Below are 20,393 nucleotides of genomic sequence, written 5' to 3' on the forward strand. Positions count from 1 at the left end.
TTTCTATCAGTACTTCTTGACGAAGAACCAATTTTAATTTCATGGCATTTTTTTGTTTAAAAACAATTAATTTTGAGAAAAAAGTGGATTTAGAACTAAAACATGATATATTTGTCTAGGTTTTGGATAAGTATTAGGCTACTTTAGGGAGGTTTTACGCGTTATAATTGTTTTATTGATAGTGTAAGCAATTGTTAATCGCACACTAATTGATATAACTTTAAACGTATTTAATTTGATCTTGTAGATAAGCTTAAAGTTACATCAATTTAATCATCCGAGTAATTATACTTATTGATTCACCGAATTTCTACTTTAAATAGAAAAGAGGAGTTAATATGAAAACGAATAATGAACATAACAAGACAAGTGTGGTTCAATCTATAGATACCAGCAATAAAAGTCTTGATGAAATCAACGGAAGCATTCACGTACCAACTGATGCCGGTTTTTGGCGTACACTCTTAGCATACACGGGCCCAGGTATTTTAATTGCCGTTGGCTACATGGATCCTGGTAACTGGGTCACCTCCATTTCTGGTGGGGCACAATTCAAGTACCGCTTACTATCAGTTATTTTAATCTCTAGTCTGATAGCGATGATGCTTCAAGCAATGTCCGCTAAGCTTGGAATCGTTACGGGGAAAGATTTGGCACAAATGACCGGTGAGCGTACAAATAAACCAGTTCGAATTGGTCTTTGGGTTGTTGCTGAGTTGGCAATTATGGCTACTGATGTTGCTGAAATTATTGGTTCTGGGATCGCTTTAGAGTTAATTTTTAAAATCCCACTCATAATGGGTATTATGATTACAGCCCTAGACGTACTACTTTTGCTATTGCTGATGAAGATGGGATTTCGCAAGATTGAAGCGATTGTGGCAACCTTAGTTGCTGTAATTGTTCTTGTTTTTGCATATGAAGTTATTCTATCTCAACCAAGCATGGGCGGTATTTTAAAGGGGTATGTACCATCTACTTCAATTGTAACTAATAATTCGATGCTCTACTTATCTTTGGGGATTGTTGGTGCGACTGTGATGCCACATGATTTGTACTTAGGGTCATCAATTTCTCAAACACGTGAAATTGATCGTTCCAGTAATCGTAATATTGCGAAAGCAATTAAATTTACAACGCTTGATTCAAGCATTCAACTAACTGTAGCATTTATTGTTAACAGCCTATTGTTAATTTTGGGAGCTGCTTTGTTCTATGGTACAAATAGTTCTGTAGGACGGTTTGTAGATTTGTTTAAGGCATTGAGTGATAGCCAAATTGTTGGTGCAATTGCTAGTCCGATGCTAAGTATGCTGTTTGCGATTGCACTCCTTGCATCTGGTCAAAGTTCAACAATTACGGGCACACTGTCAGGCCAGATTGTTATGGAAGGATTTGTAAGACTAAGGGTTCCATTGTGGATTCAACGTTTAATCACCAGATTACTTTCTGTTACTCCGGTATTGATATTTGCGATCTACTACCATGGTAATGAAGGAAAAATCGAGAAGCTACTGACCTTTTCTCAAGTGTTCTTAAGTATTGCACTGCCATTTGCAATTATTCCACTGGTAATTTTTACTAGCAGTAAAAAAATTATGGGAGAGTTTGCTAATAAAATGTGGCTAAGAATTATTTCTTGGTTTGCTACCATTGTGCTGATTGGCTTAAATATATACTTACTCCTGCAGACACTGGGAATCGTTAAATAATAAAAAGGATCCGAGAAAATTTTCTCGAATCCTTTTTATTAACTTTCTAGTTTATAACTGGATCATTCTTTAGAACAATATCTTCTTTACAGTGAATTAACTCTGTTAAGAAGTCACAGTAAGGGGTGGCAATACCATATTTTTGTCCCTTACGTGAAATTGCCCCGTTAATGTAGTCAATTTCAGTATACCGATGGTTCTTTATCAAATCTTGATGCATTGATGGATAATGGTGACCAATTGTTTTCGGATCGTAGCAACTTTCCACATGTTCAATGATTTCATTTGTGTCTAAATCAATATTTTCGTGTTTTGCGACTGCTGCAAATTCGTTAACAATAGTAGTTACGATTTTATGAGCCATTCTAGTCGCACCAACAGCGGCCATGTCGGCATCCAATAGCGTGCATAACCCATTCATTGTTCCGTTAACACAGGCTTTACGATAAATTGAGTAGTGAATATTGTCAGTGTATTCGGCATTTAAACCTGCTTCAGATAGGCATGCAGCTAAATATTTTGCTTCAGAAGCATGTCCATCGACGAGATTTTGTAAAGAAATACTTCCGTCACCAAACGACTGTGTGTGACCGGGGCCAACCAGACTTGCGGTCCACATAGTATTACCAAGAAAAATATTTTGTTTTGAAGCATATTTCTCGATGATGTCTTCGTGACCAATACCGTTTAGTAAGCACAAAATGCTTGTCTGATCGGTTATAATTGCTTGGATATTTTGAAGCATATCATCTAGTTGCATTGATTTCGTGAATACAATGATCAAATCCATTTTCATATCAGCTGTTACTTCAGATGGATACTTTGTAGGTATCTTGACGTTGAAAGTCTTATCGTTAATTGTGACATTTAAACCATTTCGACGGATAGCTTCCACATGGTCTTTCCATCCATCGATTAAAGTTACATCATTCCCAGCTTGTTGTAACATAAAGCCAAATCGGCTTCCCAGTGCACCGGCACCAGCAATTGCGATTTTCATGGTATAACCTCCAATTCTTTTTTGTGTGTTTCAATAAAATTATCTGTAACTTAAGGATAATACCTGTAAAGACATATTGAAATTAATATGACAACATCTTTATCCATTTCTAATCAGTTTCAAAGAAATTGTTGAATTACTTATTTTGAAATAACAAAAAAGTAAAACCAGCCACTAACATTCTTATTAGTGACTGGTTTGATTAACGATAATCTTCAATTTGCAAATTATCTTCAATGGTTTCTCCATCATCGGAAAGTGTGAGTAAATGATAATTTGCATTGAAATCAATCTTTAAATTAGATCCTAAAAATCTTTTTGAATATCCTTTTGCGTAGATTGTACCAATGTTCGATTCTATCGGGAGATCATAGTCTTTCTTTTGCATGTCTTTACTGATTAATACGATCTTAAAAGCAATTTGTAGTGCCTCTAGTCCATGTGGTGAATAGGGACCAACGCCATCATCATAACTTAGCAGAATGATTGGGTTGTTAACCGCTTTTTCTTGAATTACATTGTTTGCGCTGTCTGTAACAGTCAGTTTCATAATAATCACCTCAGAATAGTTATTTTAGTGTTAGTATAACTGGTTAAAAAAAGGAGTCAATAAAAGATACTCAATCCATTCGCAAACGCTTTCAATTGTGTTAATATTTGCGTCAAAGGAGATGTTGTTAAATGAGTATTCTTACTGAGACATTTGAATTACCAAATGGGCTGCAGATTCCGAAGGTGGGATTTGGAACTTGGCAGATTTCTGGTGGTAAAACAGCATATGATGCCGTTTCAAATGCAATAGAGGTCGGTTACCGACATATCGACACTGCCCAAGCCTACAATAACGAAAGTAGCGTTGGCAAAGCGGTCAGGGATTCAGGAATCAATCGCGAAGAAATTTTTGTCACATCTAAATTACCAGCACAAATTAAAACGTATGATGGGGCATTGTCGGCATTTGATAAGACATTAAACAACCTAGGTCTAGATTACTTGGATCTGTATCTGATACATGCACCATGGCCATGGTCACAAATCGGCACTGATCATGATCGTGATAATGTTGAAACTTGGAGAGCAATGGAAAAGATTTTGTCCTCTGGACGTGCAAAATCAATTGGCGTTTCTAATTTTAACGTTCATGATTTAAAAAATATTCTTGAAAACTCGACTGTTGCACCAATGGTAGATCAAATTCAATACTACGTTGGATATACTGAACCAAAAATTACTTCCTTTAGTGAAGAAAATGGCATTTTGCTAGAAGCATATTCACCACTAGCAACTGGAGATCTTGTTAATAATGATCAAATTAAAGCAATGGCTGCTAAGTATGGTGTGTCAGTACCTCAGTTGGCATTACGTTTTTGTATTGAAAATGGTGTGTTACCATTACCAAAAGCAACGGGAACTGCGCATATTGAATCAAATGCAGAGTTAAACTTTTCGATCAGCTCTGCTGATATGAAAATATTGAACGACTTACCAGATACAGCTCCAATGCACATGCATAATGCAACACAGGGATAGTATTTGATTAATAATTTATGATATGATAGTGACACTATTTATAAAGGAGCACGTCAATGACAAAATTTTACTTAGTGCGCCACGGCCAGACTCTTGGCAATGTTAAGGGAATTAGCCAGGGAATTACAAATACGTCAATTTCATATTTAAATGATACGGGTAAGCTTCAAATTAAAGAATTGCATCAGCATTTTGATATTGGTTTTGCTGATCGAATCATTGTTAGTCCACTGATTAGAACTAAACAAACGGCAGCGATTTTAAATCAAGATGCCAATCTTCCTTATCAAGAAGATTCTAGAATTCTTGAAATTTCATATGGAGACTGGGATGGCCACCTAAAAAGTGAATTAAAAAATGATTATCCTGACTTGTTTAGCAATGAAACAGGGGATGTTGTTCCTGCCTATGCGTCAGTAGCTCATGGGGAAACTTTTGAAGATGTTGAACATCGTGTGAGTGATTTCATGAATGATATTACTGAACATTTTCCAGATGAGTCAATTATTGTGGTTACTCATGGATTCACTATTAGAAGTTTTGTTGTGGCTGCATTACAGGTACAAGATCCGTTTGTGATTCCTGAACCAGACAATGGTAGTGTGACATCAATATCAGTTGATGCAATTAGTGATCAACGAGTGCTAAATTATTTTAATCGAGTATATCAATAAAAGCCCATTTCAGAATTAACTGAAAATGGGCTTTTTTACTTAATGTTTCAATTTAAGCTTGACGCCATCCTTGCGGTACGCCCACAGGACAACTGATAAGTTAATGAGGACAAGAACTGTCGTCATAAGAAAGACGTACCGATAGTCTAAAATGCCGGCTACAGCGGATGCCAACATTGGCCCGATAACCGAACCAATTGCTTGGAACGATTGGTTGTAACTAAAAATACGACTAATTGCTTCGGTAGGGGTATCAAGGGTCATAACTGTTTGAGTGACAGGCAACAATGCTGCATCTGCGATACCAACAACAAAACGAAGGCCGCAAAGCATGATGACGGTTGTCGTAAAAAACATTGGTAAAAATGCAATACCTGATAAAAGAAGCCCAGCAATCAATACTTTTTGGGGACCAATGTGATCGCCCAGAGCTCCCAAGCGTGGTGCGGATATCAGCGTTGCAATACCAGGCATTGCTGCAACGATCCCACTGGCAAATGCGATATTGCCAGAGTTATGCATCAACTCCTTAACAAATAAGCTGATAATTGGGTTGATAGAATTGGTGGCAGCTTGAATTAGCATAGAAGATATGATCATTGCCCACACAACGTGGATTTGTTTGACGCCCGCAAATGCACTTTGATCTTTCTGATTTTTACTTTTAACAGGCGGAACAAAGTCTTCTTTAACACCAAATAACGTGATGAGTGATGCGATCAACATAAACAGACCAAACATGTAAAATGGAATTCTGTATCCAAAAATACCAGCAATGGTACCTCCAATAATTGGTCCGATAAGCTGACCACCAACATTACCTGTAGTTAGCGTCCCCATCGCAGCACCACTTTGATCAATTGGAACTTCACTTGCAACCAGCGCATAAGCGTTATTTACGTAACCAGAAAAAGCACCTTGAAGAAGTCGTAAAAAGATTAAGACCCACACATTGGGAGATAAACCGGTTAATGTGGCAGTGATTGTCATAACGATCGCAGCTCGCATTAACATAGGCTTACGGCCAGTTCTATCAGCCATCTTGCCCCATAGTGGTGAGACGATTGCTTGACTCAAAAAAGTAACTGAAAAAGCAATACCTGCGTAGAGTGTTAATTCCCACTTGGGAAAATTACCTAGTGTGCTGATAAATAATGGTAGGAACGGTAGGCTCATGCTAGCACCTGCTCCTGTGGCAAAGTTACCAATCCATAAAGCGTACAAATTTCTCTTCCACTGAGGAAGCTTGGTGCGGGTAGACATATATTTTCACTCCAGATTTAAATTTATGCATCTGCTATTATAAACCCGGATGTTGAGTAATTGAAATGTGAATTGGAAATTAATATTTCAATAAGCAAGGCGTTGTGGTTCATTATTTGACAAATAATGGATATAATAGGTCGTAGACGTGAATATTGAAAACGAATACAATCTGACTAGTGTGGAAGTTTTCGCAAAGTTTGGGGGATGTAGCTATGGCAAAATTTACTCCGTTTCCAGTCATTGAATCGAGTTTACACATGTTCGGTGGTCACCTAAGAACTGTTGCTGGCGGGTGGACGTTTTTTGAACAAAAGCATCAGGCATTTTAGTTAATGTGTGTCGTTGATGGCCATCAAACTACACAGATCAAAAATCAAACCCCAGTGACTTATGGACCAGGGGATGTAATTATTATTTCACCAGGGACACTGCATGTTAACTACAATGCCAGTAAGTCTGAAAGCATGACATATTGCTGCATTCACTTTAACATTGAGAGTTTAAAGCTGCGTGCAGAAATAATTAGAGATATCGCAAATATACCAATTATGTCAGATAATGATCTTGCAAAGGTTGCATCTGATACTTTAAAGGAAATGTTAGGATATACGGGTGACAAGGATCTAACCAGAGAAGAGCGGGATCTGCGAATTGAAATAACGTTCTATAATTTCTTGATTCAAATCATTCATAGTCTACCCGAGTTTAGTAATAAAAATTCGGCTAAATATACTGAAAGAGAAGCACAAGTTGCTAGGTCGATGGCTACTTTGATTGAAAATGGTATCGATAATAATGAACCTGAAGCTTTAAATGTTGGTAGAATATGTCAGTCTTTAAATATCAGTACTGGATATGGGCATCGTGTATTTAGAAGGGTTTATGGAAGTACGCCGCTTCACTTTATTGAAGAACAAAAATATAGTAAGGCCAAAATGTTGCTTGGAATTCCGGACTATTCAATTGAAGAAGTTGCGTATATGACTGGCTTTAATAGTTTATCTAACTTTTCTAAACAGTTTAAAAAATGGGCTAATTTAACTCCAAGTAAATATCAACAACAAGTGTTGCATAAGCGTAAAGTAAGAGCAATTAAAGAGAGCGGCTTTTTTGAATAATAGCTGAAGGATTGGTAAATCAATAAATTACCAATCCTTTTTTTATTGATCATTCGTTCACATCTAGTTCACAATTTGACAAAATACCGTTATAAACAGATATAGACCTAATCGTTGAAAGCGAATACAATTAACATATCGACACGAGTTAGTTTGTAATTCATCCTGCAGAGAGTTATAAGCTCGTTAGTTTGTTTTTAAAACTAACATAAATAACGAGTGTTTTGATAGCGCTATCTTATTATTATCTCTATTTACTCGGTGTTACTTTGTTGCAAGTGAAAGGAAGGTTTGTAATTATGGCGTCAAATCCAAAGACCCAAGCAAACGATGAGTTTGCGAAATTATCTTGGCGTGAACGTATCAGTTTCGGTGCCGGTGATTTAGCCCAAAACTTAATCTTTGGTACTGTTGGTTCAATGCTATTATTTTATCTTACAACCGTGTTTGGTATTTCAGCTGCCGCCGGTGCAACGATATTCTTAATCGTTCGTTGGTGTAACGTGTTCTGGGATCCATGGGTTGGTGCATTTATTGATAAGCGTAATCCTAAGTTAGGTAAGTATCGTCCTTATCTTCTATATTGGGGGATTCCTTTAACAGTATTGTGTGCTTTACTGTTCTTACCAATTCCAGCTATTCGCGGTAACGTAATTTATGCGTTCATCTCATATTTAGCTACTGCTTTAATCTATTCATTGGTTAACATCCCTTATGGTTCATTGAACGCTTCATTGACTCGTGATAATGACGAAGTTTCAACTTTAACTACAGTTCGTATGACTGAAGCTAACATTGGTAACTTACTTGTTTACACATTCTTGCCATTATTTGTTCAATTAGCTTCACCAGACAAGGTTTCTAAAGATATTGGTTTCTTCGGTATCCACATGAACCTTGGTGATTACACATCACCACATGCTGGTGGTGCTTACTTCCTGGTTATGTCAATTTACATGGTCATTGGTTTCATTCTTCTGATGTGCACATTCTTCGGAATCAAAGAACGTGTTCTTCCTACTAAGGAAGAAACAAGTTCTGTTAAGTACTCAGATTTGTTTGCTGAAATCAAGCGTAACAAGCCATTACAAGTATTGGGTATGTTCTTCCTGATTGGATTTACTTTCATGTTCTTTGGAAACACTGTATGGCCATTCTACATGCAATACAACATTGGTCACTCAGAATGGATTTCATCAATTAACTTGATTGGTTCAATTCCTGGTATTTTCTTAGTATTCTTATGGCCAATCATTCGTAAGAAGATTGGTAAGAAACAATTCTTCTATATTTTCTTAATTCTCTTCATGATTGGTACTTTGATCTTATATGTATGGCAGATGCCTTCATTTAAGAACAGCGTTGCTCTCGGTTACATTGGTCGTTTCTTACAACAATGGGGCATTACAGCCGCAACTGGTTACATGTGGTCATTGGTTCCAGAAGTTGTTTCATATGGTGAATATCAATCAAAGAAGCGTGTTGCCGGAATTATCAACGCTATCATGGGTCTGTTCTTCAAGATTGGTTTAGCTTTAGGTGGTATCATCCCAGGCTACATCAACGCATTTACTCATTTTGACGGAACAAAGGCTACACAAAGTGCAACTGCATTAAATGGTATTACTTGGTCAATGGTATGGCTTCCAATCATCTTAGCAATTGTTGCTATGTTTATTATGAGCCGTTACCCATTAAGTGATGACGATGTTGATAAGATTAACGCTGAAATTACTAACCGTAAAAAAGAAGGAGAACTGTAAAGTTAACTTTCTTAAGTAGGCACAGTCTTATTATAAAAACTCAATGATTAAGATGATTATTTTGATTAGGGAAGGACATGCATAATGAAATTAACGAATCCTGTTTTACCTGGTTTTAATGCCGATCCTAGTTTCATCCGTGTTGGTGACACATACTACATTGCAAACTCAACGTTTGAATGGTTCCCAGGTGTTCGTCTACATGAATCTAAGGACCTAGTTCACTGGAACTTGTTACCATCACCACTTTCAACGACCACCTTGCTTGATATGAAGGGCAATCCTTCATCAGGTGGTATCTGGGCACCAGATTTATCGTATGCCGATGGCAAATTCTGGTTAATCTATACTGATGTTAAGATTACAGAAGGCGCATTTAAGGATATGACTAACTATCTAACCACTGCGACAGATATTCGTGGACCATGGACCGATCCAATTGCCGTTAACGGCGTTGGTTTTGATGCTTCATTGTTCCATGATGATGATGGGCGGAAGTATCTTGTTCAACAAACATGGGATCATCGTGAATACCACCATCCATTTGATGGCATCACGTTGACTGAATTTGATACAAGTGACATGCATCTGAAACCAGAAACAGCTCGTACTATTTATGATGGGACCGACGTTAAATTGGTTGAAGGTCCACATCTGTACAAAATTAATGGTCAATATTACTTGTTTGCAGCTCAAGGTGGAACAGTTTGGACTCATGAAGAAGTGGTTTCACGTTCGAAGACGTTGGACGCACATTCATTTGAGACTGAACCAGATGGCCCATTTATTACCAACTTTGATACACCTGACTTTTACATTCAAAAACAAGGACATGGTGCTTTAGCACAAACTCCTGGTGGTGAATGGTACTATGCATCATTGATGGGTCGTCCATTAAACCATCCTAACGAGTCATCACATGATCCTCGTGGTTGGTGCACACTTGGTCGTGAGACTTCAATTCAAAAAGTTGAATGGGACGACGAAGGATGGCCACGGGTTGTTGGCGGTCATGGTGGACAGGTGGAAGTAGAAGCACCGAAGGATGCAATCACTACTGATGCGCCACTAGATCACTCACGTCATGATGAGTTTGACCAACCAGAACTTGATCTCGATTGGAACACATTACGTGTACCATTCACTAAGGAAACAGGATCATTTGGCGATGGCCAACTTAAATTAATTGGTCAACGTTCATTAGCAAGTACCTTTGATGTTTCGTTCTTAGCGCAACGTTGGCAAGCATTTAACTTTGATGCCACTACCAAAGTTAAGTTTGACCCATTCACTTATCAACAAATGGCTGGCTTAGCAAACTTCTATAATGATAAGCACTGGTCATGGATCTACATTACATGGGATGAAAAGAAGGGTCATGTAATTGAAGTTGCTCAAAACGACAACAATAATTACACATCATTCTTGAAAGACGATGCAATCAAGATTCCAGAAGGAACAGAATACGTTTGGTTCAGAACGAAAGTTCGTAAGCTAGAGTATACGTATGAATATTCATTTGATGGTGAAACATGGAATGAAGTTCCTGTAACGTTGGATGCAGCTATCTTGTCAGATGACTACGTTCTTCAGAACTATGGTGGTTTCTTTACCGGTGCATTTGTCGGCTTAGCAGCAGTAGATTATGCCGGTTACAAACAACCAGCAACGTTTGACTTCTTCGATTATAAGGAATTAGGCGACGAATAACGTTAAAAATTTAAATCAGGTTTACACCTTATGGGTGTGGACCTGATTTTTTTAATGCTATTTAATGATCTCTAGTGTCTAAAGTAAATTAGTGATATACCTAACCATGCCTTTCGAGTGGGAATTTAAGTATTTTTATTCGAAGCACTCATCCTATCTGGTGAGTGCTTTTTTTGTTGTAGTCTTTGTCTTGGTAATTATTGATTAGCAAGTTACAGAATACGCGTCAAGGTGGAAAAAAGTATTTAGGCAAGGCTAGACAGCTTTAATAAATCTGATTAATTTTAACAATGAGAAGGTTATAGACGGAAAATAGCACAATAACGATAGAACGCTAAGTATTAATAAAAGAATTGTAGTATTCGGCAAGAAACGTAGTCTCAAGTCGAATTTTGAAGTAAGTAAAGTAAATGAACAATCATGAGAAATTTGGTGACGTGTAATATTATTTTGATTTTTTAGTTAGTCATAAAACTAAAGCTTCTCAGGTGTTTTAAACTAAAATATTTTTGTAACGCTGAAAAGATAATTACCAAGTAATTATGTAATCTAGTATCTTATAAAAAGTTTGTGAAATTCGACCGCTCTCAAAGCCGCTCTCAATTAATGGTATTTTAACTCTTTTTAACCCATTCTTGGAAAACAAAAAAAGCCTGCTAAATGTTGATATAGCAGGCTCTGTAGTTAATTTATAAATTGCTCTGGCATTTTTAAATAAGGAGAGTACAGGATTTAGACGTTCCTATATATCAACGTTTTTAACGTGGTGTGCACCTCGTGTGCACTTCCAAAATTTGGAGCGTTGTTTCAATAACTTAAATTTTATCTTTAACATAACTATCATCTTTTGGTATTAGGCTATCTAAAGCTGTTACAATTTTCTCATCAGTTACAGCTTTGTATTCATCAATCATGTATGAGTATATTTTTGAAGTGATTCCGATATCTGAATGTCCTAAACGTTTTGAGATTGCGTAGAGATCGATTCCTTTACTTAATAGATAGGCAACATGGGAGTGTCTACATGAATGAAAATGGAAGCCTCTACGTTTTATGCCTAGCACATTCAACGATTGCCTTAATACTTTATTAACGGCCGCAGATGTTGGAATAGTTCCATATTGATTAACGAATACAAGCTTGTGATTATTCTTTAATTCTGATAATAACTCTAGAAGCCATTCATCAACGCGAATTGTTCGATGCGATGATTCATTTTTTAATGGTTCAAAATCTTTTGTTTGCTCATTCCACGATTGTGAAATAGTTATTGTTTTAAAATTGAAATTAATGTCTTTCCATTTTAGGCCGCCAATTTCACCCGGACGCATACCAGTTAGTAGAGCAGTTAGAATCATATATTTTGATGTGAAATTATGATTGCGAGTTTTGAACAAGTAATTAGATAGTTTGGTTAATTCGTCAATGTTTAAATAGTCGACTTTACGTGTGTTTGCTCGGTTAAAAACCATGTTGGTGCCAGCTACAAAGTCTTTTTTGATGAATCCATCATAGATACCATCTTTTACTGACGCATGATACAAAGAATTCATTTTGCTAACTGTTGATTTTGCATGCGTCTTTCCATATTCTTTGATGAACTTTTGGTAAGTATATCTATCCATATCTTCAATTTTTAGCGTTGGTATATATTTTTCAAGTACGTTATAAGCTTGAACATACGTAGCTCGTGTACGATCTCTTACGCTGGATTCTTTATACGCTGTGAACCATTCCCAAAAATATTTTGCGAATAAGATAGAACCATCAGTAAGTTCATCTTTATTGATGACAGATTGTGTTTCAGTTGCAAACAATTCAGCTTCACGTTTGGTTCTGAAACCGCTTTTATTTAATGTATGACGTTTACCGGCTTGATCGTTATAGCTAACACGCACTTGCCAAACGGTACCACGTTTCTTTATACTTGCCATATTGATTAATCCTTTCTAACTAAAGCCATATCCTTGAACCGGCCAAAGTTGAGGGGATATGGCTTTTTTTATTTATCTAATATCGTTTATATATTCTTTTAGCCTATTATAATAATCTCCTGGTAATTCAGAGCCAACAAAGAAACTGTTACTAGGATCAGCTTCTTTAAAGGATTCAAGAGTACTATGAAGACTATCAATAAATAGTAGGTTAATAGCCTTGTTAGGTTGGCATATTATTATCCAAATTAACAGAGAAAATAGGTCATTTTTGCCAATGCCATTATAATATTCTTCAGTACTGTAAATCGTTGTCGATCTTGGTATATTTCTGATTAATGAAGACACTGTGAATTTACTTCTAAATTTGTACAGTCTATTGTTGTGTGCGATACAATTTCTGAATTCCCTCATCAAATTTAATCCATTAACAAATAAATGAGAGTAACCTGATTGTATATCAAGCTCAGAATAATCTCTCCCAGAACGCCTAGAACGCCTAGAACACTCGTATTCCTCATACTGTTCGTATTGTAAAACTGGTGGAATCAGATTACTGATAATTTCTTTTTTTATATCAAATGGTAAAATTTTAAAGTAGTTAATTGTTATACCTAGCTCGGCATTCATTAATAATATCCACGGCGGTATATGATTACAGTTTTCTCTGTACCACTTAGTTGGATCTTTTTGACAATTTAAAGACAAATTATGAAGCTTTGTTAAAGAACTCGTATTACTATTAGTATAACGTCTCATATCTAGATATGACATTACAGACGGAAATTGATTAAGCAGATCAGATCCATAATAGTTATTTACACCAAACTTTTTTGCAACTTCATAGCTGAGTAAATTAGTAAAGTTTTCTTCAACATTTAGTAAATATCTGAAAAGAAGGTTTCCAAGTGTACGATCAAAATAGAATTGTGCAAAAACATCATTGAATTCGGTACCGTTGGCATATGACTTCTCATGACTTTGATTACTTATTTCAAATGCATCAGCATAACCATTGATTAATTGGTAATACCCATGCTGCTTGATTAAAGACAGTACGTTCGTTTTTTCTGAATCTGGAAAATATATTCCACGTCTTTTTAGCTTTGTTAATTGATGTTCATAATCTGAAAAGGGCTTATCGAATTCGGGTTGTGATGAATTTGTTTCCAAAAAAATGACCCCCATGATTATATTGAAATCATACAATCATGGGGGAAGAGTTTCTAAGCACTCTCACAGAGTGCATCGCATGACTGAATGATACAACATAATAGTTAATTTTGCAATTTAAAATCTAGGTTAGCTATTATCCTTAACAAGTTCATCTCCTACTGATATTGCATTATAAGAGTATCTTGAATGTACATCCTGAACTTTTGTGTTATTAGCTATGTTTAAATGCTTTTTGTCTAACCCAGCGGCAATAGATTTGTTGATCAAAGAACTAGTGCCTGTTAAAGAACTCGCTGTGAGTTTTGAATAACCATCGTAAACATCTGTAACACGCATTTTATACTTAAATCTGTTATATCTGGTAATTTCTTCTCCAGTTTTTGGATTACTAATTATTACAGGCTTGTCATCGATAATATCAAAAAAGTCACCAGATTTGATGCTAGATTCTTTTCCACCTGTCATTAATATATCTGTGCTATTTAAAATATTTGATATGTAAAATTTGCTGTCTTCTTTGGTCATTATTGTCTCCTCCTTAGGATAAATTCAGCTTTTAGCGTCATCGGAATGTGGACGTAAAGCTAATTACTAATTATCTGTAAATCTTCATTGTTATCCGTGTTTTTAGCAATAACCGTGCCATCAGGTAGCTGTACTACGATACGGATATTAGTGATACCATATTTGGCTTCTTGCCTCATAGTAATTGACTGCAATATATTGAGTGTTCGCTCTAAATCTTCATTACTCCAATTTGACCAATCATCATATCCGGTCCAAGTTACTGTATTTGTTGAACTATCATATGTTGCATATTCTGCTGTGCCTTTATTTAGCTTATTTAGTTTATTTTCATAAGATGGACCATTAGAGACTGATGATTGTTCTGAACTTGATATGCTACTTGATGAACTACTGTTAGAAGATTCTATTTTTTTAGAATTCAAGTAGTTAATTTGACTAGTATATGTGGTTAAGATTTTTGGAGAAAAGCTTGATGCTACTTCTGTTATTATTTTTTGAGATATTGTTGGTGGTGTAATTTTTTTATGATAGTTTGTAATTGCAAATATATATAATTTAGACTTCTGACCAGCTTTAAAATTATTATAAGAATATTTGTTTGATCCAATAGTCGCAACGTTAGTGGAAAACTTGTTATTTTTTACAATCGAGTATCTGGTTGAATCAGCATATGCTGTTTGATTTAAACCATAGTTGCTGGCATTACTTGAAGAAGGGGTTACAATTATTTTTGCACCACTCGGTGCATTTGTTGTACCTTGAACATGCCAATAGCTGCCATTAGCGGATACTTTTGTAACTTTTGTATTATAAACTTTCTCAGTATCATTTTTGGTAGCCTGATTACCACATCCTACTAATAACGACAAAAAAGAGATACCAATTAATATTGATATTTTTTTCAATTGCACACATCTCCCAATAAAAGTTTCTACCTTCAATCATCTTGAATCGATATAAGAATGAGTTAATAATATTAACAAAATTATATTCCCTCCGATAATCTGTAGTAGTTTTATTTTTTAAACTTGGTTTAAATCTCAAATCTATTTTCTAGTTTATCCACTACCATATATTCCAAGTTAGCAGGGATACCAAAAACATCCATAAACTTGATTATGTTGTAGTGCTCGAGTCCTAGTTTGTTGCAATAGTCAACCAGAATTTTAACAGCACCAGCATTCGCATTGCTTTCAATCTGTGACTTTGAACTGCTACTTGTGAAGTAAAGAATACCCATATCTTTATTCAATACGTGTGCAATCTCATGAGCTATCACAAATGGTAGCTCTTTTTGATTACGCCAGTTTGCATTAATTACAATTTCACGTTCTTTACAATCAGCAGCTGATGGTGTATCGGGTGCAAGCAAGTTTGTCCACACGAAACCAATCTTTTGTTTCATCGCAAAATTTAATAAGTAGTTAATTGCATCGTCCATTTATTTTCCCCGCAATAATCGTTTAATAATTTCCATGTCATCATCTGACACGGGTTTACCTTCATAAAACGCAATGAAACTGTCATCATCTGCAAGATCGATTTTAGGCTTAGCAGATGATGAATCTTTTCCGAGCAGGTAATCAACTGAAACTCCTAAAGTGCTTGCTACAGCTTCTAACTTAGATGAATCTGGATTTTTGTTTTTCCAACCATATATAGTGGTTTCTCCTAGCCCTGACTTTTTTGCAACGGCTCTAAGACTTAAACCGCGTTTTTTTGATAATTCGTTAATACGTTCAAACGTTGTCATTTAAGGCATCTCCAGTGTGTCTTAAAAAAAACTTGTATTTTTTTGAATAAAAGTATTGTAAAAATGTATTCAATGATATACAATTGTTTTTGTTAAGAAAAGTTATTAAGAAATTTGCCAAACTAAAAACCACTTATAAATCATCTTGGCGGGCGATAGATAAGTATTTGTTGGCTTGTTTCGTTATGGGATCATTGTATATCATTGAATACAAATTATCAATATCTTTCTTAATAAAAATAAAGAGAAGGAGGCCACACATGTTTATTCACATGGAAACAAATAACAAAGCGGAAACAATCAAGTCATGGCTTGCTAACCATCGTGACTTAGAAACGCAAGGATCATTAGCTAAACATTTCGGACGGTCAACAACATTTGTGAATCTCTCATTGAACAAGCGAATGACTACTAAAGGTGCTGAATCGTTAGTAACAGAGATTTATGAATACTTGCACGAAAAATATGGAATTTAGAAAGGAAGCGTAACAAATGGAAGAATTAGTCATCATGCATGAAAAAACAGCTGTAACCACGAGTTTGAAAGTGGCGGAGATTTTCGGCAAGGAACATAAGAATGTTATTCAAACGATTGAGGACAAAATTCAATCGGCTGAAAATTCAGCTGATTACAAAAACATGTTTGCAGAGGGCACATACAAAGATGGACGTAATCGCGAGCAAAAGATGTACTACATGAATCGAGATGGCTTTAGTTTCATTGCATTTGGATTCACAGGTAAGAAAGCTGATAATTTCAAACTTCAATATATCGATGCTTTTAACCATATGGAAGCTACATTGAAGAAGATTCCAGCTAAAAAGCTTGATCCAGTTATTCAAGCTGAATTATCAATTACACGAACTAAGACAGCCAAAGCCAATGCATTGTATCGGATTGCAAAAGAAACAACATCTGAATCAGCTAAGCAACAATTACTAGCTCAAGCAGCCGAAATCCTAACCGGTGAAATGACAATTCCAGTCATGAAGCAAAAAGAATATACGGCTACTGACATTGGCAACAAGCTGGCTATATCACCTAATAAAGTTGGGCGTATCTGCAACAAGCTGGGGTTGAAAGCTGAACAACCGGGACAAAACGAATATGGCCGGTGGTCAAACAGCAAGTCACAACATTCTGACAAAGAAGTCCCACAGTGGTTGTATTTTGAGAAAGGGTATCAAGCAATTAAAAAGGAACATCTAGCAGCACCAGCATAGCAACTCGATTAACAAATTACAGAAAAAAGGAAAATAAAAAGCCACTACAAGGTGGGTAATAGCTTATTAGTATTTACCAGACTGCCAAGTATTAAAGTTACTCAAGTTCTTTGAAACAGCTTGTTCAATTCCTCTATTACTACGTTTGCCAGTTTCGTGTGCAATTAAGCTCCCCAATTTTTTACGACTTTCACTAAGATCTTTAGTCATTGGGTCAACACCTTTCATATATCCATTTGAAATAGAATCATTAAGTGACTTAGCAACATTGTCAGCCAATTTATGCAGTGATGTTATCGTCAGAGTTTTTTATCTCTGATTTCTGGTTGTTTCCATTTAGCTCAGCATATCTTTTCAGCCATTAAGGCTGTCGGGCGCTCGTGGATGGATTATTGATGTCAGTCACCATCTATGCGTTGCACCTTCGCAGCTTTTTCAGACACACTACGCTTGGCTCAGGGTTGCCATGCCGGTAGGACGGTTTAGGTTTTCCTTGAATTCACCCGATTCGAAATAATCATTACTGATTATAAGGGCAAAACTAATAAGTACATTAATAATAACAAATTGCATATCAAATTACAGCATAGGAGATGATCTACTTGGCACAGACTGAACAATATCTAAAAGGAACTATATATTTTAAACCGGGAGGAACTGTATATTTTAAACCGACTGAAGACAAGATTTTAGTTGATAAAGTCGAGTACAGCAAACTAGTTGGTCAATCATTATTAGGCCGTGAGTGGTCAATGGATGATGTGCGTGACCGGGTCAGCCATAGGAGTGCTGAATGGGTTAAAGAATATATTCTTTATCAACCATGCTTCAAAGCTGATTTTGATAAATTCGAACGACAGCACTACCTTCATCGTTCTACTGGCAGCGGCAATCCTTGGAAATTTAAGGCATCGGTAATGGCTAAATGGATAGATGATCACTGGAAGCAAATCGATTGGGATGGAAAGATAGAAGATTAATTTATCAGCATTATGTATTGTACAAATTTTAAATTGTATATAGCAAATTTAGCCATTACAGTGACTTAGCCGCAGAAAGAAATGAGTAAATGAATGAACGCCGAAGATTTAGGAAAACACATACAAAAAATACGTATCAACAAAGGAATGACTATGCGTGAGTTTGGCGCCGAAATCGATTCTTGTGTACGATCCGGAACTGTTAACAATTGGGAACATGGTAAAAATAAGCCTAACAAGCGGCGATTAAAAGCAATAGCTGATATGGAAGGAATTACAGTTAGCGAGCTTCTTGGTAAAGCCTAATCGCAGAAAGAAAGGAACAATAAAAATGATGAATCCAGAAATAGAAAAAGCACTAACTGAATTACTCCTATTACTTATAGAAGATGCCAAAATAACGACAAGCCCTGAAATGGTATCAGCCATTACAGAGCTTGCAAAAATAATGAAATATTAATTTGTGTTCAAAACAATGTAGCTTATAGCGTCTCCGCCAACATTTAATTTGTTTGATCCGACAAATGTGTATCTAAGTTTAGTAGCGGGGAAGAAGTTTTCAATTTCAGAATTTCCAATTTCCTCAATTGTTTTACGGCCAGAAGCTTCGACAGCAAAATTTTTTACAACGATTTTTTCAAAATCAAAAATTCGTACTTTTTCACTATTTTCCAAGAAAACATCTAATATCATGTTTTTCACCTCCAATATAAATGAACTATTCCAAATATACTACTAAAGTAAACGGTTTCAACGAAAGAAAAGAGTAATCGCATGCAATCACAGTTAGCAAGGTTACGGCGCACTAAACGTATGACACAAGCGGATTTAGCGTGTGCAACCGGTATTAAATATAACGTAATTTCAGAATATGAATCTGGCCGCTATTATCCGAGCATGGAAAACGCAATCAAATTAGCTGATTACTTTAACGTCAGCATTGATGAGCTGATTGGACGAAAGGAGCTGACAGCATGTTAATTATAAGTCAAATTGGATTTGTAATCGTCGTTGGTTTGATTGGTGGGTTCGTTGGCTGGCACGCAGGGAAGGGTGATTTATTTGATTAATTCGATCAAGCTATGGGTTTGGGATTTTTACTTAATCCATATAAAAAAGCCACACTGCACATTGTGTGGGCAGGTGGCAATTCTACAAAATGATAATGGTTCTTGGATCTGTGAGCAGTGTGCTCAGGCTATGAATGATCTGAGTGATGATTAAACGCTGGTCCAAATATCTTTCAAATTTTGTGCATCGATCGTTAGTTCTAAAGTATCGGCATCGTCAGGGTATGAATCGGATAATAGGAATTTACCATTTTGAAGATTTAAAACCGCAAATTTTAGATCATCAGTTGCGAAATCCTTATCAGCTAATTGCATCAAAGCCAAAGTTGACTTGATATTTTTCTTGGTAATTTTGGTGCCGGAATCCTTAACTTTGTAATAAAGCTTTACACAGTACTTTTCTCCATCGATTTCCATACCGATTTCTGGAGAGGCATTAATTGCAAACAAGTTATCTAGTGTCCAAGAGGCACGGCCAACTGTGAAAAACTTTACATCGTGTGAAGTCAAAAATGATATAAACCTTTTTGCATCATTGATGTAATTTTTCCTTTTAGCTTCCTTAGGAATAGATTCTGCAACTTCAAGAATGTGTTCCGGTTTCTGAATTCCGGCGGCTACATCTTTGATTGCATCACGTAATAATTTCCAGTAATCAATTGCCGGTGAATATTCTTGTTCTTTGGAAGCACGAACGTAGTTAATTCTGGCAGATGTGGATACTTTGCTGGCAAAAGTTAAAAATTGTGTAAGCGAAATTTTGATACTCATATTAATCACCTCTTTTACCAAAAATAATTATCCCACAAGGAGGTGATAAAAACGATCACTAAAAATAACTACCTAATCACGACTAATTGTTTATACAAAAAGACCGACACAGGTCGCACCCTGCATCAGCTAATTAGAAATATTTTTTACAGTCTTAAATTATCACGAAAGGCGGATAAACGCA

24 protein-coding genes are annotated in these 20,393 nt (G+C 36.1%); 12 read left to right on the forward strand and 12 right to left on the reverse strand.

Translation table 11 applies throughout. The features are described 5' to 3' along the window. The first annotated feature begins 338 nt into the window (after positions 1-338). Complete coding sequence (locus tag FD16_RS10195) at positions 339-1,712, forward strand: Nramp family divalent metal transporter (RefSeq protein ID WP_010622346.1); 1,374 nt, start codon at positions 339-341, stop codon at positions 1,710-1,712. A gap of 46 nt (positions 1,713-1,758) precedes the next feature. Here FD16_RS10195 and FD16_RS10200 read toward each other — a convergent pair whose 3' ends face one another. Together FD16_RS10200 and FD16_RS10205 are read right to left on the reverse strand one after the other, a co-directional pair. Beyond that, positions 1,759-2,712, reverse strand: a complete 954-nt coding sequence (locus FD16_RS10200; RefSeq protein ID WP_010622345.1) for a 2-dehydropantoate 2-reductase — start codon at positions 2,710-2,712, stop codon at positions 1,759-1,761. A 202-nt stretch (positions 2,713-2,914) separates the two neighbouring features. Continuing rightward, positions 2,915-3,262: an iron-sulfur cluster biosynthesis family protein gene (locus FD16_RS10205; RefSeq protein WP_010622344.1), complete on the reverse strand. Its 348-nt coding sequence runs from the start codon at positions 3,260-3,262 to the stop codon at positions 2,915-2,917. Positions 3,263-3,393: 131 nt separating this feature from the next. On the opposite strand from FD16_RS10205, the gene FD16_RS10210 reads away from it, so the two are divergent. Together FD16_RS10210 and FD16_RS10215 are read left to right on the forward strand one after the other, a co-directional pair. After that, complete coding sequence (locus FD16_RS10210) at positions 3,394-4,242, forward strand: aldo/keto reductase (protein ID WP_010622343.1); 849 nt, start codon at positions 3,394-3,396, stop codon at positions 4,240-4,242. Between the two features lie 56 nt (positions 4,243-4,298). Further along, the gene (locus FD16_RS10215; RefSeq protein WP_010622342.1) at positions 4,299-4,916 is read left to right on the forward strand and encodes a histidine phosphatase family protein; all 618 of its coding nucleotides are present in this window, start codon (positions 4,299-4,301) and stop codon (positions 4,914-4,916) included. A gap of 39 nt (positions 4,917-4,955) precedes the next feature. On the opposite strand, the gene FD16_RS10220 is transcribed toward FD16_RS10215, so the two are convergent. Continuing rightward, complete coding sequence (locus tag FD16_RS10220; protein ID WP_010622341.1) at positions 4,956-6,179, reverse strand: MFS transporter; 1,224 nt, start codon at positions 6,177-6,179, stop codon at positions 4,956-4,958. A 335-nt stretch (positions 6,180-6,514) separates the two neighbouring features. Here FD16_RS10220 and FD16_RS10225 point away from each other — a divergent pair, with 335 nt between their 5' ends. From FD16_RS10225 to FD16_RS10235, 3 genes are all read left to right on the forward strand, one after another. Further along, positions 6,515-7,300 (forward strand): AraC family transcriptional regulator, encoded by a 786-nt coding sequence (locus FD16_RS10225; RefSeq protein WP_010622339.1) that lies wholly within the window; start codon positions 6,515-6,517, stop codon positions 7,298-7,300. Positions 7,301-7,599: 299 nt separating this feature from the next. After that, a complete protein-coding gene (locus FD16_RS10230; protein ID WP_010622338.1) occupies positions 7,600-9,063 on the forward strand; it encodes an MFS transporter in 1,464 nt (487 codons plus the stop codon). Between the two features lie 84 nt (positions 9,064-9,147). Continuing rightward, entirely contained in the window at positions 9,148-10,773 is a 1,626-nt protein-coding gene (locus FD16_RS10235; RefSeq protein WP_010622337.1) for a glycoside hydrolase family 43 protein, read from the forward strand. A gap of 815 nt (positions 10,774-11,588) precedes the next feature. Here FD16_RS10235 and FD16_RS10240 read toward each other — a convergent pair. From FD16_RS10240 to FD16_RS10265, 6 genes are all read right to left on the reverse strand, one after another. After that, the gene (locus FD16_RS10240) at positions 11,589-12,707 is read right to left on the reverse strand and encodes a site-specific integrase (protein WP_010622336.1); all 1,119 of its coding nucleotides are present in this window, start codon (positions 12,705-12,707) and stop codon (positions 11,589-11,591) included. A gap of 72 nt (positions 12,708-12,779) precedes the next feature. Beyond that, entirely contained in the window at positions 12,780-13,880 is a 1,101-nt protein-coding gene (locus FD16_RS10245) for an Abi family protein (RefSeq protein WP_010622335.1), read from the reverse strand. 129 nt (positions 13,881-14,009) lie between these two features. Then, a complete protein-coding gene (locus FD16_RS10250) occupies positions 14,010-14,408 on the reverse strand; it encodes a hypothetical protein (protein WP_010622334.1) in 399 nt (132 codons plus the stop codon). A gap of 59 nt (positions 14,409-14,467) precedes the next feature. Next, positions 14,468-15,316 (reverse strand): hypothetical protein, encoded by an 849-nt coding sequence (locus tag FD16_RS10255; protein WP_010622333.1) that lies wholly within the window; start codon positions 15,314-15,316, stop codon positions 14,468-14,470. Positions 15,317-15,444: 128 nt separating this feature from the next. Then, entirely contained in the window at positions 15,445-15,852 is a 408-nt protein-coding gene (locus FD16_RS10260) for a M48 family metalloprotease (RefSeq protein WP_010622332.1), read from the reverse strand. Then, on the reverse strand, positions 15,853-16,164 hold the full coding sequence (locus FD16_RS10265; RefSeq protein ID WP_010622331.1) for a helix-turn-helix domain-containing protein: 312 nt from the start codon (positions 16,162-16,164) through the stop codon (positions 15,853-15,855). Positions 16,165-16,424: 260 nt separating this feature from the next. On the opposite strand from FD16_RS10265, the gene FD16_RS10270 reads away from it, so the two are divergent. Together FD16_RS10270 and FD16_RS10275 are read left to right on the forward strand one after the other, a co-directional pair. Continuing rightward, positions 16,425-16,640, forward strand: a complete 216-nt coding sequence (locus tag FD16_RS10270; RefSeq protein ID WP_010622330.1) for a hypothetical protein — start codon at positions 16,425-16,427, stop codon at positions 16,638-16,640. A gap of 16 nt (positions 16,641-16,656) precedes the next feature. Next, on the forward strand, positions 16,657-17,388 hold the full coding sequence (locus FD16_RS10275; RefSeq protein WP_010622329.1) for a Rha family transcriptional regulator: 732 nt from the start codon (positions 16,657-16,659) through the stop codon (positions 17,386-17,388). Between the two features lie 66 nt (positions 17,389-17,454). Here the strand turns inward: FD16_RS10275 and FD16_RS10280 are convergent, their stop codons facing one another. Continuing rightward, positions 17,455-17,598 (reverse strand): hypothetical protein, encoded by a 144-nt coding sequence (locus FD16_RS10280; protein WP_155804361.1) that lies wholly within the window; start codon positions 17,596-17,598, stop codon positions 17,455-17,457. A gap of 392 nt (positions 17,599-17,990) precedes the next feature. Between FD16_RS10280 and FD16_RS10285 the strand changes: the two genes are divergently transcribed. From FD16_RS10285 to FD16_RS13260, 3 genes are all read left to right on the forward strand, one after another. Further along, positions 17,991-18,368: a DUF771 domain-containing protein gene (locus FD16_RS10285; protein WP_010622327.1), complete on the forward strand. Its 378-nt coding sequence runs from the start codon at positions 17,991-17,993 to the stop codon at positions 18,366-18,368. 93 nt (positions 18,369-18,461) lie between these two features. Then, entirely contained in the window at positions 18,462-18,674 is a 213-nt protein-coding gene (locus FD16_RS10290; RefSeq protein WP_010622326.1) for a helix-turn-helix domain-containing protein, read from the forward strand. 25 nt (positions 18,675-18,699) lie between these two features. After that, a complete protein-coding gene (locus FD16_RS13260) occupies positions 18,700-18,828 on the forward strand; it encodes a hypothetical protein (RefSeq protein WP_268869685.1) in 129 nt (42 codons plus the stop codon). Here the strand turns inward: FD16_RS13260 and FD16_RS10295 are convergent. Further along, entirely contained in the window at positions 18,825-19,061 is a 237-nt protein-coding gene (locus tag FD16_RS10295) for a hypothetical protein (protein WP_056938557.1), read from the reverse strand. The genes FD16_RS13260 and FD16_RS10295 overlap by 4 nt on opposite strands. 81 nt (positions 19,062-19,142) lie before the next feature. Between FD16_RS10295 and FD16_RS10300 the strand changes: the two genes are divergently transcribed. Continuing rightward, the gene (locus FD16_RS10300; protein ID WP_010622325.1) at positions 19,143-19,349 is read left to right on the forward strand and encodes a helix-turn-helix transcriptional regulator; all 207 of its coding nucleotides are present in this window, start codon (positions 19,143-19,145) and stop codon (positions 19,347-19,349) included. A 239-nt stretch (positions 19,350-19,588) separates the two neighbouring features. Here the strand turns inward: FD16_RS10300 and FD16_RS10305 are convergent, their stop codons facing one another. Beyond that, complete coding sequence (locus FD16_RS10305) at positions 19,589-20,209, reverse strand: hypothetical protein (protein WP_010622324.1); 621 nt, start codon at positions 20,207-20,209, stop codon at positions 19,589-19,591. Positions 20,210-20,393 lie beyond the last annotated feature (184 nt).

This window comes from Paucilactobacillus suebicus DSM 5007 = KCTC 3549, from assembly GCF_001434475.1.
GTDB lineage: Bacteria > Bacillota > Bacilli > Lactobacillales > Lactobacillaceae > Paucilactobacillus > Paucilactobacillus suebicus.

Excerpts from the sequence above, each read along its gene's own strand:
- FD16_RS10195 (WP_010622346.1), top strand. The coding sequence starts at position 339 with ATGAAAACGAATAATGAACATAACAAGACAAGTGTGGTTCAATCTATA.
- FD16_RS10200 (WP_010622345.1), bottom strand. The coding sequence starts at position 2,712 with ATGAAAATCGCAATTGCTGGTGCCGGTGCACTGGGAAGCCGATTTGGC.
- FD16_RS10205 (WP_010622344.1), bottom strand. The coding sequence starts at position 3,262 with ATGAAACTGACTGTTACAGACAGCGCAAACAATGTAATTCAAGAAAAA.
- FD16_RS10210 (WP_010622343.1), top strand. The coding sequence starts at position 3,394 with ATGAGTATTCTTACTGAGACATTTGAATTACCAAATGGGCTGCAGATT.
- FD16_RS10215 (WP_010622342.1), top strand. The coding sequence starts at position 4,299 with ATGACAAAATTTTACTTAGTGCGCCACGGCCAGACTCTTGGCAATGTT.
- FD16_RS10220 (WP_010622341.1), bottom strand. The coding sequence starts at position 6,179 with ATGTCTACCCGCACCAAGCTTCCTCAGTGGAAGAGAAATTTGTACGCT.
- FD16_RS10225 (WP_010622339.1), top strand. The coding sequence starts at position 6,515 with ATGTGTGTCGTTGATGGCCATCAAACTACACAGATCAAAAATCAAACC.
- FD16_RS10230 (WP_010622338.1), top strand. The coding sequence starts at position 7,600 with ATGGCGTCAAATCCAAAGACCCAAGCAAACGATGAGTTTGCGAAATTA.
- FD16_RS10235 (WP_010622337.1), top strand. The coding sequence starts at position 9,148 with ATGAAATTAACGAATCCTGTTTTACCTGGTTTTAATGCCGATCCTAGT.
- FD16_RS10240 (WP_010622336.1), bottom strand. The coding sequence starts at position 12,707 with ATGGCAAGTATAAAGAAACGTGGTACCGTTTGGCAAGTGCGTGTTAGC.
- FD16_RS10250 (WP_010622334.1), bottom strand. The coding sequence starts at position 14,408 with ATGACCAAAGAAGACAGCAAATTTTACATATCAAATATTTTAAATAGC.
- FD16_RS10260 (WP_010622332.1), bottom strand. The coding sequence starts at position 15,852 with ATGGACGATGCAATTAACTACTTATTAAATTTTGCGATGAAACAAAAG.
- FD16_RS10265 (WP_010622331.1), bottom strand. The coding sequence starts at position 16,164 with ATGACAACGTTTGAACGTATTAACGAATTATCAAAAAAACGCGGTTTA.
- FD16_RS10270 (WP_010622330.1), top strand. The coding sequence starts at position 16,425 with ATGTTTATTCACATGGAAACAAATAACAAAGCGGAAACAATCAAGTCA.
- FD16_RS10275 (WP_010622329.1), top strand. The coding sequence starts at position 16,657 with ATGGAAGAATTAGTCATCATGCATGAAAAAACAGCTGTAACCACGAGT.
- FD16_RS10280 (WP_155804361.1), bottom strand. The coding sequence starts at position 17,598 with ATGACTAAAGATCTTAGTGAAAGTCGTAAAAAATTGGGGAGCTTAATT.
- FD16_RS10290 (WP_010622326.1), top strand. The coding sequence starts at position 18,462 with ATGAACGCCGAAGATTTAGGAAAACACATACAAAAAATACGTATCAAC.
- FD16_RS13260 (WP_268869685.1), top strand. The coding sequence starts at position 18,700 with ATGATGAATCCAGAAATAGAAAAAGCACTAACTGAATTACTCCTATTA.
- FD16_RS10295 (WP_056938557.1), bottom strand. The coding sequence starts at position 19,061 with ATGATATTAGATGTTTTCTTGGAAAATAGTGAAAAAGTACGAATTTTT.
- FD16_RS10300 (WP_010622325.1), top strand. The coding sequence starts at position 19,143 with ATGCAATCACAGTTAGCAAGGTTACGGCGCACTAAACGTATGACACAA.
- FD16_RS10305 (WP_010622324.1), bottom strand. The coding sequence starts at position 20,209 with ATGAGTATCAAAATTTCGCTTACACAATTTTTAACTTTTGCCAGCAAA.